Raw genomic sequence first — 16509 nt, 5'->3', positions numbered from 1 at the left:
TATGCAACAACCGATTGTTCAGGATTTTTTTGATCAAGCGACCAATACATTTAGTTATGTGGTGAGTGATCCGGTAACCAAGCGCTGCGCTATCATTGACAGTGTTTTGGACTATGATGCGGCTTCGGCAACCACCTCGACCAACCATGCTGATGCAATCATTGCATATGTCAAAGTACAAGATTTAAAAGTAGATTGGATTTTGGAAACCCATGTGCATGCCGATCATTTGACTGCAGCACAGTATTTAAAATCTGTACTCGGTGGCAAAATTGCCATGAGTCATCACATTGCCTTGGTGCAAGAAACCTTTAGTGCCATTTATAATTTAGATATCAAGCAGTTTAATGCTCAACAACCATTTGATTATTTATTTGATGATCATGAGCATTTTCATATTGGTGAGCTAGAGGCCTATAACATTCCGACACCAGGTCATACGCCTGCATGTTTAAGTTATGTAGTGGGTGATGCAGTCTTTGTCGGTGATACTTTATTTATGCCAGATTATGGCACAGCACGTTGTGATTTTCCGCGTGGTAGTGCAGATACTTTATTTGATTCGGTGCAAAAACTGTATCAATTGCCAGCCTCCACCCGGGTGTTCTTGTGCCATGACTATTTGCCAAAAACGCGTGATGAATATCACTGCCAAACCGATATTCAAACGCAAAAAGAGCACAATATTCATATTCATGAGGGAACTACAAAATCTGAATTTGTGCAGATGCGTCATGAGCGGGATGCAACATTAAGTATGCCTAAACTGATTTTGCCGTCGATTCAAATCAATATGAAAGCGGGTCAATTTCCCGAACCTGAAGAAAATGGGGTGTCGTATTTAAAGTTACCGCTTAATTTTTTTAAAACCTAAAAATATTGTATTTCAAATTATTAAAGACTTATTTATGTCTTTATCTTAAAAATTCATATTTATATCTTTAAAGTGAATATTCACTTTAAAGATCTTGGTATTTTAGGTATATTTATTCTATAAAGCTGACCTGTATGATCGGATTTCAAGGAAGCACTGATTTTTTTAAGTATTTTTGCTTTCGTTGGCATCTGTTGAGAGAATATGTTGCTAAGACAGAGTGGAATGTTTTTTGCAATTTTAACTTTAGTTTTGCAAATCGCAGTATATTTACAACCGCTATTACCCGAAGAATTTCAAATTGCTCCGGTATGTCTCTCTATTACACATAATTTACTGTCCCCAGAAAAGCACAAACACGTACATGAGACGTATAACGAACTTGTTCATCATCTGACCCACGATCATAATCACGACGATCACAATGGACATAACCATCAATGCCAATACTGTACCGTCTATGGTGATGTTGTCCTACCTTTTGATTTTGAGATAGTTGAAATCATCGATAAGATTCAAGTCCGTCTAAGTTTCTATAAAGATGCTTTCCGACACGTATATTTCTCACTGCAAAGGCTTTACTTACTTCCACAAGGTAGGGCACCTCCACACACACTTTAAATCCTAATCAGACCAACAATTTGAATTGTTGATTTACCTCGGTATTTAAAGAGTGATTTTATGAAACTTTATATTTTTGCACCGTTTAGCGGATGCGAACAGAATCGATTCGCCTATATCATTAGGCTAAAACAATTGATCAAATCCCAACAGATTCACAACAGTCTGCGTCATCGTACTGATTTATCTTTCCTAAAGCAGTCCCGAAATTATGGGCCGTTTGTGGTTCACCGCATAATTCCACAATAAGGTGATAGACATGGATTTAGGTTTGACAGCACTTGAATTGGCGCGAATTCAATTCGCTTTTACAGTTTCTTTTCATATTATTTTCCCTGCAATTTCCATTGGGCTAGCAAGTTTTCTTGCGGTCTTAGAATGGCGTTGGCTAAAAACACAAGATCCCGTTTACCGAGATCTGTTCCAATTTTGGATCAAGGTGTTTGCATTGTCTTTCGGAATGGGAGTAGTTTCAGGGGTAGTCATGAGCTACCAATTTGGCACCAACTGGAGTGAATTCTCTCGTATTGCGGGTAGTGTCACTGGCCCCTTACTCAGTTATGAGGTCTTGAGTGCCTTCTTCTTAGAAGCGGGTTTCCTAGGCATTATGCTGTTTGGGTGGGGAAGAGTGGGTCCTAAAACCCATTTCTTTGCCACGCTGATGGTGGCAATTGGCACCTGTATTTCCATGTTTTGGATTTTATCTTCCAATAGCTGGATGCAAACTCCACAAGGCTTTAGCTTTGAAAATGGCATTATAGTGCCGCAAGATTGGTTTGCTATCGTTTTTAACCCATCATTCCCTTATCGCTTAGCGCATATGGCTCTAGCAGCATTCCTTGTATCTGGCTTATTGGTCGCTGCTACTGCAGCATGGCACTTACTCAAAGGTCGCCGTGATGCCTTAGTAAAAAAATCATTTTCTATGGCGATGTGGATGATTCTCGCACTTGCACCTTTACAGGTATTTGTGGGGGATATGCATGGTCTAAATACATTAGAACATCAACCTGCGAAACTTGCTGCAATTGAAGGACATTGGGAAACTAATAAAGATCATGGCATGCCGTTATATTTGTTTGGTATTCCTGATATGGAGGTGGAAGAAACCAAGTATGCAATTGGCATTCCGAACCTTGGTAGTCTGATCATGACGCACACCTTAGAGGGAGAGGTGAAAGGCTTAAAAGACTTTGCCCCTGAAGATCGACCAAACTCGCTCATAGTATTTTGGAGCTTCCGCATTATGGTCGGTATGGGAGTCTTGATGATTTTGCTTGCTCTGATGGGTGCATGGTTGCGTAAAACTGGGAAATTTTATGAGTCAAAATGGCTACACAAATTTGCCTTATGTATGGGACCTTCAGGCTTTATTGCCCTGCTTGCTGGTTGGTTTACCACAGAAGTCGGTCGTCAACCTTGGATCGTGTATGGCGTACTGCGTACCAAAGACGCCTTGTCACCAGTATCGGCAGAACAAGTCGGTTTAACCTTAATAATCTTTGTGATCGTGTACTGCATCGTATTTGGTATTGGGATTTATTACATGCTCAAATTGATGGTTAAAGGACCACAGTTCATTCATTCTCAAGCCCATAGCGATGGTGAGGTCATTCGTGCATCAAATCGTCCAATGAGTACGATTGATGAGTCGCTTGAAGTACAACCACAGGAGAAAAACCATGATTGATTTATCCTTAATTTGGGTAGTAATCATTGCTGTAGGTGTGCTGATTTATGTGGTACTCGATGGCTTTGATTTAGGGATTGGTATCCTTTTTCCTTTAGTAAAAGATCGCCAAGAACGCGATGTGATGATGAATACCGTTGCACCAGTTTGGGATGGCAATGAAACTTGGATGGTTTTAGGTGGTGCAGGCTTATTTGCGGCATTTCCATTGGTGTATTCGACTGTGCTTTCTGCGCTGTATATGCCGATTATCTTAATGGTCATCTCACTGATTTTCCGTGGTGTCGCCTTTGAGTTTCGTTTTAAAGCGAACCGCACTAAACATTTATGGGATCAAGCGTTTATTTGGGGCTCGATCTTAGCATCATTCTTCCAAGGTATGATTTTAGGTGCTTATATCCAAGGGATTGAAACCACCAATGGTATTTATAGTGGTGGCGGATTGGATTGGCTGACCCCATTTTCAATTTTTACTGGGATTGCTGTAGTGGTGCTGTATGCCACCTTGGGCTGTGGTTGGCTGATTTTTAAAACGGATGCACGTGTTCAAAATCATATGTTTAGCCTCATGCCAAAACTGATTATCGCCTTATTTGTGATTTTTGCTGCAGTGAGTATTTACACCCCATTGGTACATGCAGAGATTGCAAATCGTTGGTTTAGCTTGCCGCAACTGTACTATTTTAGTCCTGTGCCGATTTTAGTATTGATCTTCAAATTATTGGCTTTACGTGCCTGTAAAAGACGTCAGGAATTTGCGCCATTTATTTATACACTTGTCTTAGTTGTGCTGGCATATACAGGGTTCTTAATCAGTCTATGGCCAAATATCATCCCACCATCCGTCACCATTTGGCAGGCAGCAGCACCGCAAAGCAGTCAATTGTTCGCCTTGATTGGAGCATTGGTGCTGATACCGATTATTTTGTTCTATACCGCACTGTCGTATTGGGTGTTCCGTGACAAAGTTCGTGTCGGCGATGATGGCTATCATTAAGGAGAATCATCATGAAACTGAATCAAGCAGGCTGGTTTATTGTGCTATGGCTTGGTGGTGTCTTGAGTTTGGCGCTTGTTGCAGGGTTCTTTAGACTGCTGGTGCAGTGGGCTTACTAGAACCTATTCCTTAAATCTGAATCCACTATCTTGCCGGGTAAGATAGTGGATTTTTTTGAGGGACTAAAGGTGAATTGAGTAGGTAGAATATGACAAGTTAAAGTGTCGAAATACATAAAATATATTTTTTATATTCAATACTTCTTTTGAATGATTTTTCTGTTTTTTTTGCTTCTATATTGTTAAAACTAACATGAAGCATTGAAAAAATCTTAAGGAGCGTGAGTGGAACTTAAACAGCTCAAATATTTCATCACCATTGTAGAGTCTGGAAGTTTAGGCAAAGCTGCACAAAAACTTGAGGTTGGCACATCGGCACTCAGTCAACAGATTGCCAAGCTTGAAGATGAACTCTGTACACGCTTATTACAGCGAAACTCAACAGGTGTGACACCTACGCCATCAGGTTTGGCATTTTTTAAACAAGCGCAGTTATCTTTGAGACATATCCAATATGCAGTGGAGGCGGCGCATTCTTCACGATTGACAGGTCATGTGAGTGTAGGATTTTCTCCAAGCATCGCATCTGTATTGGGTATTCCCTTTATGCAGCTGATGTCACAGCGTTATCCAGATATAAAAATCCACCTTGTAGAGAGTTTATCTGGCAACCTCACCAATTTAGTAAATTCGAGACAATTAGATATCGCGATCATTTTCACCCAAGATGTCGATGCCAATTGGGCAGTACAACCGTTATTAAAAGAACAAATGTTTCTTATGGCAAATCGTTCTTTACTGAAAGAGTATGGCTTTGAACACTGCATTGAAAATGGAAAAATTGATTTAGAAAATGTGAATCGTTTGCCTCTGGTATTACCAAGCCAACGACATGGTCTACGTAAATTCATAGATCAAAAGGTTGAGGGGCTGGACGTAAATTATGAAGTTGATGGTTTACACTTACTCATGAACTGTGTCAGCAACTTAAATATGGCGACCATTCAACCTGTCAGTGCACATTTTGATTATCTCAAATCAGATATTTGTTTACTCAAAGTAGTTGAACCAGTGCTGGATCGAATTAATTATCTTATTAGTATTGCAGAAGAAGAGCTTTCTCCTGCAAGTCTCGCCACCAAAGTAGCAATTAAAATTTGTGTTAAGCAGCTGATCAATAAAGGATTATGGTCAAGTGCAGAGCTATTAGACTTTTAGCCTATTTAATTTTACTAAACACCTATTTAAAAGTTGCCTATCACAGCGCTAGGCAGTTTTGGTCTTAAATTACATCAAATTCGAAAGGGAAGACATCGAATGCATGATGTAATTGTAATTGGCGGTGGGAATGCCGCTTTATGTGCAGCATTGACAGCAAGGGAGGCTGGCGCTTCAGTTTTATTGTTAGAAGCAGCACCAAAGGAATGGCGCGGTGGAAATTCACAACATACCCGTAACCTGCGTTGTATGCATGATGAACCTCAAGATGTGTTAGTCGATGCCTATCCAGAAGAAGAATATTGGCAGGACTTACTCAAAGTAACTGCAGGTAAAACCAATGAGCATTTAGCGCGTTTAGTGATTCGCACCACGGCAACTTGCCGTAATTGGATGCGTCAACATGGGGTAAATTTTCAACCACCGTTATCAGGTGCCTTACATGTAGCACGGACCAATGCATTTTTTATGGGCGGTGGTAAAGCTTTGGTGAATGCCTATTTTAGAAGTGCAAAAGATTTAGGGGTCGAGATTCGCTACAACACAAAAATCAATGAACTGATTATTGAAGATGGGACATTTATTGCTGCAATTGCTGAAGATGGCACGCGTTTTGACGGCGCTTCATGTGTATTAGCTGCAGGTGGATTTGAATCCAATCGCGAATGGTTAAAAGAAGCGTGGGGACAAAATGAAAATGGAGAATGGCCTGCAGATCATTTCATTATACGAGGCACACGTTTTAACCAAGGCAACTTATTAAAGTTCATGATTGATCAAGGTGCAGATATTATTGGCGACCCATCTCAATCACATTGTGTCGCAGTTGATGCCCGCGCACCGCTCTACGATGGTGGCATTTGCACCCGTATTGACTGTGTTTCGCTTGGCATCGTGGTTAATAAAAATGCGCAACGTTTTTATGATGAAGGCGAAGATTTCTGGCCGAAACGTTATGCCATTTGGGGGCGTTTAGTTGCAAAACAGCCCAGTCAGATTGCGTATTCAATTATTGATTCAAAATCAGTTGGGCGTTTTATGCCACCTGTTTTTGAAGGTACTAAGGCAGATACGATCGAAGAATTGGCAGAAAAATTAAATCTAGATGTTGCAACTTTAGTTCAAACCGTGAAGGACTATAACCAAGCCTGTGTGGCGGGTGAGTTTAATCACACTGTACTGGATAATTGCCATACTGAGAATTTAACGCCCGCAAAAACACATTGGGCTGTTCCTTTAAACCAACCGCCATATTATGCCTACGCTTTACGTCCAGGCATTACTTTCACCTATCTAGGCTTAAAAGTCGAAGATGATGCCGCTGTACGCTTTGAAAATGTCGCGAGTCCAAATCTATTTGTTGCTGGCGAAATGATGGCTGGCAATGTACTTGGGCAAGGCTATACAGCCGGTGTAGGTATGTCGATTGGAACGACATTTGGTCGAATTGCAGGAAAAAATGCGGCTCAAGCTGCGTTTAAACTGGGAGTTTAAAGAATGAATGCAAATGTTAAAAACTTAATTCCAGTTGTACAGCTCACGGATCATGAACAGCAAGTAAAACAGGCTTTACAGATTTGTAATGCATGTCGTTACTGCGAAACATTCTGTGCGGTTTTCCCTGCAATGACCAAAAGACTAGAGTTTACTCAAGCCGATATTCATTACATGGCAAATTTATGTCACAACTGTGGCGCATGCTTACATGCCTGTCAGTATGCGCCTCCGCATGAATTTGGCGTCAATATTCCTCAAGCCATGGCACAAGTTCGCCTAGAAACCTATCAAGAATTTGCAGTTCCTGCATCTTTTGGTGCGATTTATAAAAAGACCGGAATTCCTTTGGTTTCGGCGATGTCAGTATTTTTTGCATTACTGATGCTCTTGGGTGTTTGGCTCAATGGCACCAATATCTTTGGTCAATATCAAGGGGATTTTTATGCAATTTTTCCGCATAACTTTCTTGCCGTGTTGTTTGGCTCTGTGTTTATTTTGGCTTTTGTACTTTTGGGTTTGGGAATTGCAAAATTTTGGAAACAAACCTCAAAAATTATTCCAGAGGGCGTTGCACAACCTGATATTTTTCAAGCGTCAAAAAATGTCCTGACCTTAAAATATTTAGATGGTGGACATGGTAAAGGTTGTAATGAGGAAGATGATCGTTATACGCAAATTCGCCGAGTTTTCCATCACTTTACGATGTATGGATTTTTACTTTGCTTTATGGCAACCAGTGTCGCGACGATGTATCACTACTTTTTAGGCTTAGAAGCACCGTATGCCTACACCAGTTTACCGGTGATTTTAGGTACATTGGGCGGTATTGGTCTGATCATTGGACCGATCGGGCTACTTCATCTCAATATTAAACGACATCCGATGCATGGCGATGCAAATCAAAAACCAATGGACCGTGGTTTTATCTTCCTTTTATTGCTGATCAGCATTACTGGTCTGGCGTTATTGGCATTTCGCGATAGTTCCGCAATGGCACTCTTGCTGATTGTTCATCTTGCAACCGTTATGACTTTCTTCTTGACGATCCCTTTTGGTAAGTTTGCGCACGGCTTTTACCGAAGTGCCGCATTACTAAAATTTGCCGTCGAAGAACGTGTTGCAAAACTTAAAACAAATTCAAAAACCAAGTAAGCACCCAAACCACAACTGGACCATGGAGGTCGATGATGGCTATAGGTAAGAAAATTGAATTTTTAAATGGACTACAACGTTATAAGGATATTTTAACAATGAAGAAATTAAAATGGTTAGCCGTCGCTTGCACCAGTATTGCTGTCGTTGGCTGTGGCACAGGCAATGCCTCAAAAGATCCTGGTCATCCAAAACGTGCAGAATGTATTGCCCCTGCAAAGCCGGGTGGTGGTTTTGATATGACCTGTAAGCTGATCCAATCCGGCTTTAAAGAAACAGAAGTATTAAAAGACCCCATGCGTGTGACGTATATGCCAGGCGGCGTTGGGGCCGTAGCTTACAATAAAATCGTGAATAATGATCCAGCAAATAACAATGCGGTCATCGCATTTTCAACTGGTTCTTTACTGAATTTGGCTCAAGGTAAATTTGGTAATTTTACTGAAAAGGATGTGAAGTGGCTTTCGGGTGTAGCTGTTGATTACGGTTTAGTGGCAGTGCATAAGGATTCGCCATTAAAAACACTGGATGATCTGATGAAGGCGCTAAAAGAAAATCCCAAAGGGATCAGTTTTGGTGGTGCTGGCAGTGTGGGTGGTCAAGATTGGATGCAAACGGCAATTTTGGCTAAAAAGGCTGGGGTAAATCCTGCCAACATGAGTTTTGTAGCTCTCGAAGGCGGTGGCGAAGTATTAACAGCCTTGTTAGGTAAACATATTCAAGTGGGCGTGGGGAATGTGAGTGAAATTGGCTCGCATCTCGAAGCGGGTAATATCCGTGTTCTAGCAGTGTTTTCTGATAAACGTTTAGCGGGTAAATTTTCTAAGTTATTAACTGCGAAGGAACAAGGTTATGACTTGGAATGGCCTGTGATTCGTGGTTTCTACATGGGACCAAAGGTCAGTGATGAGGCATATGCTTGGTGGAAAAATGCATTTGATAAAATGATGACCAATCAAAAATTCGATGCAGTTCGAGAAAATCAGGACCTGTTGCCATTTGAATTAACGGGTGAAGAAATCAGTGCTTATGTCTATAAGCAAACGGCTGAAATGCGCCAATTATCAGAAGAATATAAATTATCAAAATAACAAAGATGCTGAGTTGAATGCATTTTTAACTCAGTTTTTTGTTTTCGAGGATAGATGATGAAATCTGAACGGATTCTTACGGCCATCATTGCGGTCTGCGGCTTTTTCTTATTAATTTACGCATGCAATTTTAAAGCGCCTATTTCCTACGATCCTGTAGGACCGAAAGCCTTTCCAATTTTACTGATGGGTTTAATTACAGTGAGTGCCATTTATTTGACTGTGCGCCCAGCCATGATGTTTGAACCTGTTGAACTAGGTTGGACTAAGCATTTAATCGGCAAACTGGTTTTATGCACATTGGCATTATCACTGTATGCACTTTGCTTTGAATGGTTGGGATTTATCGCGGCAACGCTACTGATGACCATCGCGGTTGGGAAACTTTTTAACGGTAAAACAGTGTCAGTGATTATTACGGGTTTGGTGCTGAGTATGAGTACCTATTATCTGTTTGACCGTGTTTTGGATGTGCCATTGCCACTAGGCTTCTTGGGTTAGGGATGACAACGACATGGACATATTTAATTTCTTAATGACAGGTTTTGAAGTTGCCTTACAACCACAAAATTTACTCATTGCTTTTATTGGTGCATTTATTGGAACGATTGTCGGACTGTTGCCGGGATTGGGTCCAATCAATGGTGTTGCCATCTTATTACCTTTTGCCTATGCCTTAGGATTACCCGTTGATAGTGCCTTAATTTTATTGGCAGCTGTTTATCTCGGTTGTGAATACGGTGGACGAATTTCCGCAATTTTGCTGAATGTACCGGGCGATGCGGGTGCAATTATGACCACTTTAGATGGTTATCCTTTGGCTCAGCAAGGTAAGGCAGGTATTGCTTTATCCCTTTCATCTGTTAGCTCATTTATAGGTAGCACAATTGCTTTTATAGGGATTGTTTTATTTGCTCCGATTTTGGCGCGATGGGCGGTTTCCTTTGGACCAGCGGAATACTTTGCCTTGATGGTTTTTGCAATTGTCTGCCTGACCGGTTTAGTGAGTACGCAACCATTTAAAACGTTAATCATGGCGCTGATCGGTCTGGCAATTTCGACCGTGGGTATGGATGCGATTACCGGTGTTTATCGTTTTACATTTGATAGTGTGGGTTTAAGTGACGGCATTGCCTTTACAACAGTGGTGATTGGTTTATTTAGTATCAGTGAAATTCTACTGCTGCTTGAACGTACCACGATGGGCAAAGTGGTATTAGAACAAGGAAAACGCTCATTATTTAATGTCAAAGAGTTTCTGAGTGCCTTAGCCACCATGATTCGTGGATCTTTGATTGGGTTTTTCTCAGGGATTTTACCGGGCGCAGGTGCTAGTGTGGCGAGTGCCATGGCGTATACCACTGAACGGAAAATGGCGGGTGACAGTAGTCAATTTGGTAAAGGTGATCTACGTGGTTTGGCCGCGCCAGAAAGTGCTAATAATGCAGCAGCATGTGGTTCTTTTGTCCCAATGTTGACTTTAGGTGTGCCGGGTTCTGGAACAACTGCAGTCATGATGGGTGCTTTGACCATGTATAACATTACCCCAGGTCCGCAGTTATTTACAGAGCAGCCTGTATTGGTTTGGGCATTGATTGCATCCTTAATGGTGGGGAATATTATCTTATTGGTATTGAACTTACCCTTAGTTGGCTTCTTTGCGCGTTTACTTTCGATTCCAAGTTATATTTTGATTCCTATTATTGCAACCGTCAGCTTTGTTGGGGTATTTGCAATTCATAGCACTGTTTTCGATCTTGTGCTTTGTATGGGGCTCGGTATTGTTGGATATATCCTTCGAAAATTTGATTTTCCATTGGCACCTCTGATTCTTGGTTTTGTACTGGGTGAATTGATGGAGTCAAATCTACGACGTGCACTCTCCATTTCTCAAGGTGAGCTCAGTATTCTGTGGAGCAGTAACATCAGTATGGGACTATGGGTCATGTCAGCACTGTTGTTGATCTTGCCAATCGTCCGTAAATATCTATTCATTAAGAAGCAAAAAGCTTAAATGGAGAAGCAATGGTCAGCGAGTCTGACCATTGCTGTTAGATCATATGGAAATAATAAAATTAAATGCCAAAGGATTGGTATGCGCACTGATCGGTGCGCTCATCGCAAATTTACTTCATCTCCCTTTACCGTGGTTGCTCGGGCCATTACTCGCGGCTTTATTGTTTGGTTGTATAGGCCAACCACTCACATGTTCACCGCATTGGCGTAAAGTGGGACAAGTCATTATTGGTATGGTTTTGGGACTATATTTTACCCCAGCGCTAGTCCATGCTATTTCTGCCTATTGGATATTTATCGTACTCGGCATCTTATGGTCATTGATTTTGGGAACACTTATCGCAGGATTACAATATCGTATCAATGGTTTAGATTGGGCAACGGCGTGGTTTTCTTCTGCAATCGGCAGTGCCAGTGAAATGGTGAATATCGCAGAACATCATCATGCGCAAGTGGATAAAGTTGTTGCTGCGCATAGTTTGAGAATCGTGGCACTTGTGGTGCTTGTACCAATCGTTTTAGCAGCATTATTTGATATTCATTGGGTGAGTCTAGACCCACACATCATTGATCACTTTGGAATTGTCCAAATTTTTCTTTTATTTGCTTTGGCCTGTTTGATAGCGAAAATATTTCAAAAATTCAACGTATTAAATGCATGGGTTCTCGGACCATTAGTTATAGTGGGATTACTTTCATTTTTCGGAGCATTGGAATTAAAATTTCCGACGTGGTTTACGGCCTTTGGACAAATATGTATAGGCTGGTCATTAGGCACAAAGTTTCCTTTTGGCTTTTTAAAAAGCCATAAAAAATTCATCGCCATCACGACCATTTTGAATTTGTTGGCATTAGGATTATCCATCCTGTTTGCATTGTTCTTGATGTATATCAGTCATGCTAATGGGAAGATTTTAGTTTTAGGCTTATCTCCCGGCGGCATTGCAGAAATGTCTTTAATGGCAAAAGCCCTTGGATTAGCTGTGCCTATCGTGGTTGCGTTTCAACTATCACGGCTGATTTTTGTGATATTGACCACCAATTATTTCTATCAATTAAGCAAAAAAATATTTTTTAAAACAACAGATAAGCCTTAATCGTCCACTCAATTCGATCTTTGATTCAGATGAATTAAATAGAACACTTTCTATAGATTGCATTTGAAATAAAGTGGAGTAGAAGTTAGAAAAAAATGAGATTAATGAAAGATAGTTGAGAAAAGGGTCTTAAATGATGGTTTGAAATTGAAGATGAGCAAGAGGGATCAATTTGATTCAGGACTGCTCTCGTCAGTCCCTTATTATTTTAATGCCGTTTTAGATCAGTAAATTTTAAATTTCATTATTATGCAAAATTCGAAGATTTAAAGATTTAAAGATTTAACGTCAAAATTAAATTTCGCGCCAAACATCATTCTTATCTTTGAATGAAATCATAAAGTTAAATTTATCATCATTACTTACCAAAAGGCCTTCTGGCGTTTGCATAATCACTTTCAGAACGGTACCAGTTTCAAAAACCAAAGGACTGCAATTTTCTTTATTTAATGTAATTGGTTTGAGTAATTCAACAATTGCACTTTCCATTTTACTTCCCCAAGCATAGGTTGTTAATTGAACTTAGCATATTATTGGTGAAGAAACATGTTTTGTAAATGACGTGAGCTCCATCGCAGAAAATATTTTAGAGATTTCCATAACTTAAGTTTAAATAATGGTTAAATAAATTATAGTTTTTTAATCTGTTGATATCAAAAAAAATTTTAAAATATGACAAACTTTTTAACTCTAATTATATGTCCTAAGATGTGTTTTTTGTTCCACAAATAATGACCAGATCATCAAAAGGGCATGATCAATAATGAATTTAAGGTGAACTTCAGTTTTCATCCTTAAGCTAACCGAAAGATGTGTCGTCTTGTATTTGATTGTTAAATTTCAGATTAAACAGCGTTAAATATTCAATCTGAACAAGAAAATTAATGAAATAAAACTTATTATCAGCAACTCAATCTAAAAACAAAGATTCAGGGAAATGTAGGACCAATGTTTAAATCTTTTTTTCCAAATCCAAAATGGTTTTTTGGATCATTCCTTATATGGTTCGTGATCAATATTGTCTTGTGGTATAGCGGTGGCAATAGTTGGGGTACGATGTTTGGTTTACCTGCAAATTATCATCAAGCAGAGCTGCCTATTGGTATTAGCCGATTTTGGAGCCCCAAATTTTTATGGTTCTATGCTTGGTTTTTTGTAGCAACGGCACTCTTTGCAGCCTTTTGGAAGATTAAATCAGATAATCCTTGGCAACGATGGTCTGTGTGGGGAACCGCATTTATCCTGTTTAATGTTTGGTTTAGTGTGGAATGTAATGTCGTAATCAATGCTTGGTATAACCCATTCTATGATCTGATCCAGAAGATGCTTTCAGGTGGTGGGGGCGAAGTGGCGACGCTATATTCAGAGACGCTGACTTTTCTCTATGTGGCCATGGTGTATGTCACACTGGCGGTATTGAACCTGTTTTTCGTCAGTCATTATGTTTTTCGTTGGCGTACCGCGATGAATGACTTTTATACAGCGCATTGGAAAAAACTGAGAACCATCGAAGGTGCCTCACAGCGTATTCAAGAAGACACGATGCGTTTTGCGAGAACCACAGAAGGACTTGGGGTTAGCTTGGTTGAATCGGTGATGACCTTAATTGCATTTCTACCTGTGTTGTTAACTTTATCAACACATGTAAAGAAATTACCTGTCGTGGGGGAAATCACCTATGCATTGGTTTGGGCGGCAGTCCTTTGGGCAGTATTAGGGACGGTTATTTTAATGCTTGTGGGTTATAAACTACCGGGTTTGGAGTTTAATAATCAAAAAGTCGAAGCAGCATATCGTAAAGAATTAGTTTATGGTGAAGATTATGCCGATCGAGCAGACCCTCTCACATTAAAAGAATTATTTGGTAAAGTCCGATTTAATTATTTTAGACTGTATTTTCACTATGCTTATTTCAACCTCGTTCGTATTTGGTATATGCAGCTTGATAATATTTATGGGTTCTTTGTATTGTTTCCAAGTATTGCAGCGGGAACAATCACGCTCGGTATATTAATGCAAATTTTAAATGTCTTTGGGCGTGTACGTGATTCTTTCCAATACCTGATTTCCTCGTGGACAACCATTATTGAACTGATTTCTATTTATAAACGTTTAAGAGCATTTGAAGAAAAAATTAGAAATTGAGTTTATAAATTTAAAATAGGCCTAGTTGCACAAAGTAATTCCTAAGGGCTTCTTTAGCGATCTAATTTCCAAATGAAGAGGCCTCTAGCTAGAATTTACCGCATAATCAATATGTATTGAATTAAATTATTAGGGTATACCTTCAGTACTTGGAATTTTAACAGTCAAGTCAATGAGATTTATGCCCCTGAAGTGGCCTTAAATAAATTTATAAAATGAGTTCAAACTTATGCCCAAGTTGCTATTTAATTTTGAGTCATATACCTAGGTTGTATGTATCAAATCTTTGATCAAAACAAATCTTTCAAGAAAAACCAATAATTGTTTACTTGTGTAAATATTGTGCATTTTATGTATATTTATTGTTCGTTAGGTTTGTTTTTATTAATGTTTAAGCACAATTTGGATACCTTTAATAACATTTTATTGGCATTTTGTTTAGTTAAATTGCAAATTAAGTCACAAAAATAACAAATATTGTCAAAAAAAATACATTTTTTCTTATGTTAATTAACATTAGCTTTAATATTTGAGTCGTAATAAAAAAAAACAGAGATTTTTTGCAAAATTTGGTGAACTGTTTGGCACTAATGTGTGTTTTTTATATACATAATTAGTGAAATCTAGGAACGGTGAAAATGCCTTTCTTAAGTGTTATTAAAACAATTTATAGATTAAAAAAAGCTTTCAAAAATTAAGCCCAATAAGGAGAAATTCCATGTTGCAGGTGCAAATAGTATCAAAAGAGCACCACACAATACTTGAGAATTTGCAAACAAGTAATGTTGTGTTGAAAGAGGCTTCTGTTGTTGTTATTCACACATCCAGAGAAAATGTTGCAAGCGTTGAGCGAGTGGGTAATTCATTAATTATTAAAACCCACGATGGTCAGCAATTAGTTATTGAAAACTATTTTTCAGATAATCTTGATTTAAATGATGTTGTTTTGGAGGAGAATGACAGATTATATTTACTTGAAACTGCAAATGATTCAGTTGGGCAATTAACGGTAAATTATAATCCAATAGATGAAATAGACCCATTATTATATGACGATAGTTCGGCTGGTTTATGGGCTTGGCTTGCACCAGTGGTGACAGCAGCTGGAATTGCACTTTGGGCTGGTCATGATTCAGGAAGTTCTTCAAAACCTAAAGATACCACTGCACCATCAGCACCAACCGATGTAGTGATATCGGAAGACGGTACAACAGTTACAGGTAAAGGTGAGCCCGGCTCCACGGTAGAAATCAAAGACCAAGACGGCAACGTGATTGGTACAGGATCTGTGGATAGCAATGGTGATTTCAGTGTTGAACTTGAAGAACCGTTAACCAATGGTGAAACCATTGAAGCGACAGTAACGGATCCGGCTGGCAATGAATCTGAACCAACAGAAGCAACTGCGCCAGATACAACAGCACCAGAAGCACCAACCGATGTAGCGGTATCAGAAGACGGTACAACAGTTACAGGTAAAGGTGAGCCCGGCTCCACGGTAGAAATCAAAGACCAAGACGGCAACGTGATTGGCACAGGCCCAGTGGATAGCAATGGTGATTTCAGTGTTGAACTTGAAGAACCGTTAACCAATGGTGAAACCATTGAAGCGACAGTAACGGATCCAGCTGGCAATGAATCTGAACCAACAGAAGCAACTGCGCCAGATACAACAGCCCCTGTAGTCAGTGATGTTGTCGCGGCGCCAAATGAAGATGGCACAGCGACTGTAACAGGTAAAACTGAACCAGGTGCAACAGTAGTCATTAAAGATCCAGCGGGTAATCCAGTTCCAGTGACGGTTAATCCAGATGGCACCTTCACAGCAACTGTCCCAGCACCAGCCCCAGAGGGTGCATATACCGTAGAAGCAACGGACCCTGCTGGAAACACAGGCACAGGCACAGCTACGCTTGATGACAATGTTGCACCAGAAGCACCAGAAGCAACAGTCAGCGAAGATGGCACAAGCGTGATCGGTCGAACTGAACCTGGAGCAACAGTCGAAGTAAAAGATGCAGATGGTAATGTGATTGGTACTGGTACTGCAGA

Annotated in this window: 15 protein-coding genes; 14 read left to right on the top strand and 1 reads right to left on the bottom strand. The window is 39.9% G+C overall.

Translation table 11 applies throughout. From position 1 onward, the window contains the following. The first annotated feature begins 1 nt into the window (after window position 1). The 12 genes from FTT92_RS11560 (at window position 2) to FTT92_RS11510 (ending at window position 12312) form a co-directional block, all read left to right on the top strand. Complete coding sequence (locus tag FTT92_RS11560) at window positions 2-874, top strand: MBL fold metallo-hydrolase (protein ID WP_180172186.1); 873 nt, start codon at window positions 2-4, stop codon at window positions 872-874. A gap of 207 nt (window positions 875-1081) precedes the next feature. Beyond that, on the top strand, window positions 1082-1495 hold the full coding sequence (locus FTT92_RS16765) for a DUF2946 domain-containing protein (protein WP_257231703.1): 414 nt from the start codon (window positions 1082-1084) through the stop codon (window positions 1493-1495). Window positions 1496-1754: 259 nt separating this feature from the next. Beyond that, the gene (locus tag FTT92_RS11555) at window positions 1755-3185 is read left to right on the top strand and encodes a cytochrome ubiquinol oxidase subunit I (RefSeq protein WP_180172185.1); all 1431 of its coding nucleotides are present in this window, start codon (window positions 1755-1757) and stop codon (window positions 3183-3185) included. Continuing rightward, a complete protein-coding gene (gene cydB, locus FTT92_RS11550) occupies window positions 3178-4182 on the top strand; it encodes a cytochrome d ubiquinol oxidase subunit II (protein WP_180172184.1) in 1005 nt (334 codons plus the stop codon). Before FTT92_RS11555 ends, cydB begins: the two co-directional genes overlap by 8 nt. 11 nt (window positions 4183-4193) lie before the next feature. Beyond that, the gene (locus tag FTT92_RS11545) at window positions 4194-4301 is read left to right on the top strand and encodes a DUF2474 family protein (RefSeq protein ID WP_111886050.1); all 108 of its coding nucleotides are present in this window, start codon (window positions 4194-4196) and stop codon (window positions 4299-4301) included. Window positions 4302-4526: 225 nt separating this feature from the next. Further along, complete coding sequence (locus FTT92_RS11540; protein ID WP_180172183.1) at window positions 4527-5459, top strand: LysR family transcriptional regulator; 933 nt, start codon at window positions 4527-4529, stop codon at window positions 5457-5459. A gap of 99 nt (window positions 5460-5558) precedes the next feature. Further along, on the top strand, window positions 5559-6953 hold the full coding sequence (tcuA, locus tag FTT92_RS11535; protein ID WP_180024033.1) for an FAD-dependent tricarballylate dehydrogenase TcuA: 1395 nt from the start codon (window positions 5559-5561) through the stop codon (window positions 6951-6953). 3 nt (window positions 6954-6956) lie between these two features. Continuing rightward, window positions 6957-8108, top strand: coding sequence for a tricarballylate utilization 4Fe-4S protein TcuB (tcuB, locus tag FTT92_RS11530; RefSeq protein ID WP_180172182.1), 1152 nt, complete (start codon window positions 6957-6959; stop codon window positions 8106-8108). Between the two features lie 35 nt (window positions 8109-8143). Continuing rightward, the gene (locus tag FTT92_RS11525; RefSeq protein WP_180172181.1) at window positions 8144-9199 is read left to right on the top strand and encodes a tripartite tricarboxylate transporter substrate binding protein; all 1056 of its coding nucleotides are present in this window, start codon (window positions 8144-8146) and stop codon (window positions 9197-9199) included. Between the two features lie 54 nt (window positions 9200-9253). Further along, window positions 9254-9700 carry a tripartite tricarboxylate transporter TctB family protein gene (locus FTT92_RS11520; protein ID WP_180172180.1) on the top strand — a complete coding sequence of 149 codons (447 nt, stop codon included), beginning with the start codon at window positions 9254-9256 and terminating at the stop codon, window positions 9698-9700. 13 nt (window positions 9701-9713) lie between these two features. Continuing rightward, window positions 9714-11213 (top strand): tripartite tricarboxylate transporter permease, encoded by a 1500-nt coding sequence (locus FTT92_RS11515; protein ID WP_180024037.1) that lies wholly within the window; start codon window positions 9714-9716, stop codon window positions 11211-11213. Window positions 11214-11259: 46 nt separating this feature from the next. Further along, window positions 11260-12312, top strand: coding sequence for an AbrB family transcriptional regulator (locus FTT92_RS11510; protein WP_180172179.1), 1053 nt, complete (start codon window positions 11260-11262; stop codon window positions 12310-12312). A 294-nt stretch (window positions 12313-12606) separates the two neighbouring features. On the opposite strand, the gene FTT92_RS11505 is transcribed toward FTT92_RS11510, so the two are convergent. Then, window positions 12607-12801 (bottom strand): hypothetical protein, encoded by a 195-nt coding sequence (locus tag FTT92_RS11505; protein WP_078193067.1) that lies wholly within the window; start codon window positions 12799-12801, stop codon window positions 12607-12609. Window positions 12802-13260: 459 nt separating this feature from the next. On the opposite strand from FTT92_RS11505, the gene sbmA reads away from it, so the two are divergent. Both sbmA and FTT92_RS11495 read left to right on the top strand, forming a co-directional pair. Beyond that, window positions 13261-14457, top strand: a complete 1197-nt coding sequence (gene sbmA, locus FTT92_RS11500; RefSeq protein WP_180172178.1) for a peptide antibiotic transporter SbmA — start codon at window positions 13261-13263, stop codon at window positions 14455-14457. Between the two features lie 718 nt (window positions 14458-15175). Next, the coding region (locus FTT92_RS11495) for an Ig-like domain-containing protein (RefSeq protein ID WP_180172177.1) at window positions 15176-16509 on the top strand (1334 nt) is incomplete at its 3' end.

Source organism: Acinetobacter sp. YH12023 (assembly GCF_013420135.1).
In the GTDB taxonomy this organism is placed as follows: Bacteria; Pseudomonadota; Gammaproteobacteria; order Pseudomonadales; family Moraxellaceae; genus Acinetobacter; species Acinetobacter amyesii.
Note: the sequence above shows the minus strand (reverse complement) of the source record. Positions and strands in the feature narration are given on the sequence as shown.

Bases quoted from the DNA above. Each gene is read 5' to 3' on its own strand.
- FTT92_RS11560 (WP_180172186.1), top strand. From the start codon at position 2: ATGCAACAACCGATTGTTCAGGATTTTTTTGATCAAGCGACCAATACA.
- FTT92_RS11555 (WP_180172185.1), top strand. From the start codon at position 1,755: ATGGATTTAGGTTTGACAGCACTTGAATTGGCGCGAATTCAATTCGCT.
- cydB (WP_180172184.1), top strand. From the start codon at position 3,178: ATGATTGATTTATCCTTAATTTGGGTAGTAATCATTGCTGTAGGTGTG.
- FTT92_RS11545 (WP_111886050.1), top strand. From the start codon at position 4,194: ATGAAACTGAATCAAGCAGGCTGGTTTATTGTGCTATGGCTTGGTGGT.
- tcuA (WP_180024033.1), top strand. From the start codon at position 5,559: ATGCATGATGTAATTGTAATTGGCGGTGGGAATGCCGCTTTATGTGCA.
- tcuB (WP_180172182.1), top strand. From the start codon at position 6,957: ATGAATGCAAATGTTAAAAACTTAATTCCAGTTGTACAGCTCACGGAT.
- FTT92_RS11525 (WP_180172181.1), top strand. From the start codon at position 8,144: ATGGCTATAGGTAAGAAAATTGAATTTTTAAATGGACTACAACGTTAT.
- FTT92_RS11520 (WP_180172180.1), top strand. From the start codon at position 9,254: ATGATGAAATCTGAACGGATTCTTACGGCCATCATTGCGGTCTGCGGC.
- FTT92_RS11515 (WP_180024037.1), top strand. From the start codon at position 9,714: ATGGACATATTTAATTTCTTAATGACAGGTTTTGAAGTTGCCTTACAA.
- FTT92_RS11510 (WP_180172179.1), top strand. From the start codon at position 11,260: ATGGAAATAATAAAATTAAATGCCAAAGGATTGGTATGCGCACTGATC.
- FTT92_RS11505 (WP_078193067.1), bottom strand. From the start codon at position 12,801: ATGGAAAGTGCAATTGTTGAATTACTCAAACCAATTACATTAAATAAA.
- sbmA (WP_180172178.1), top strand. From the start codon at position 13,261: ATGTTTAAATCTTTTTTTCCAAATCCAAAATGGTTTTTTGGATCATTC.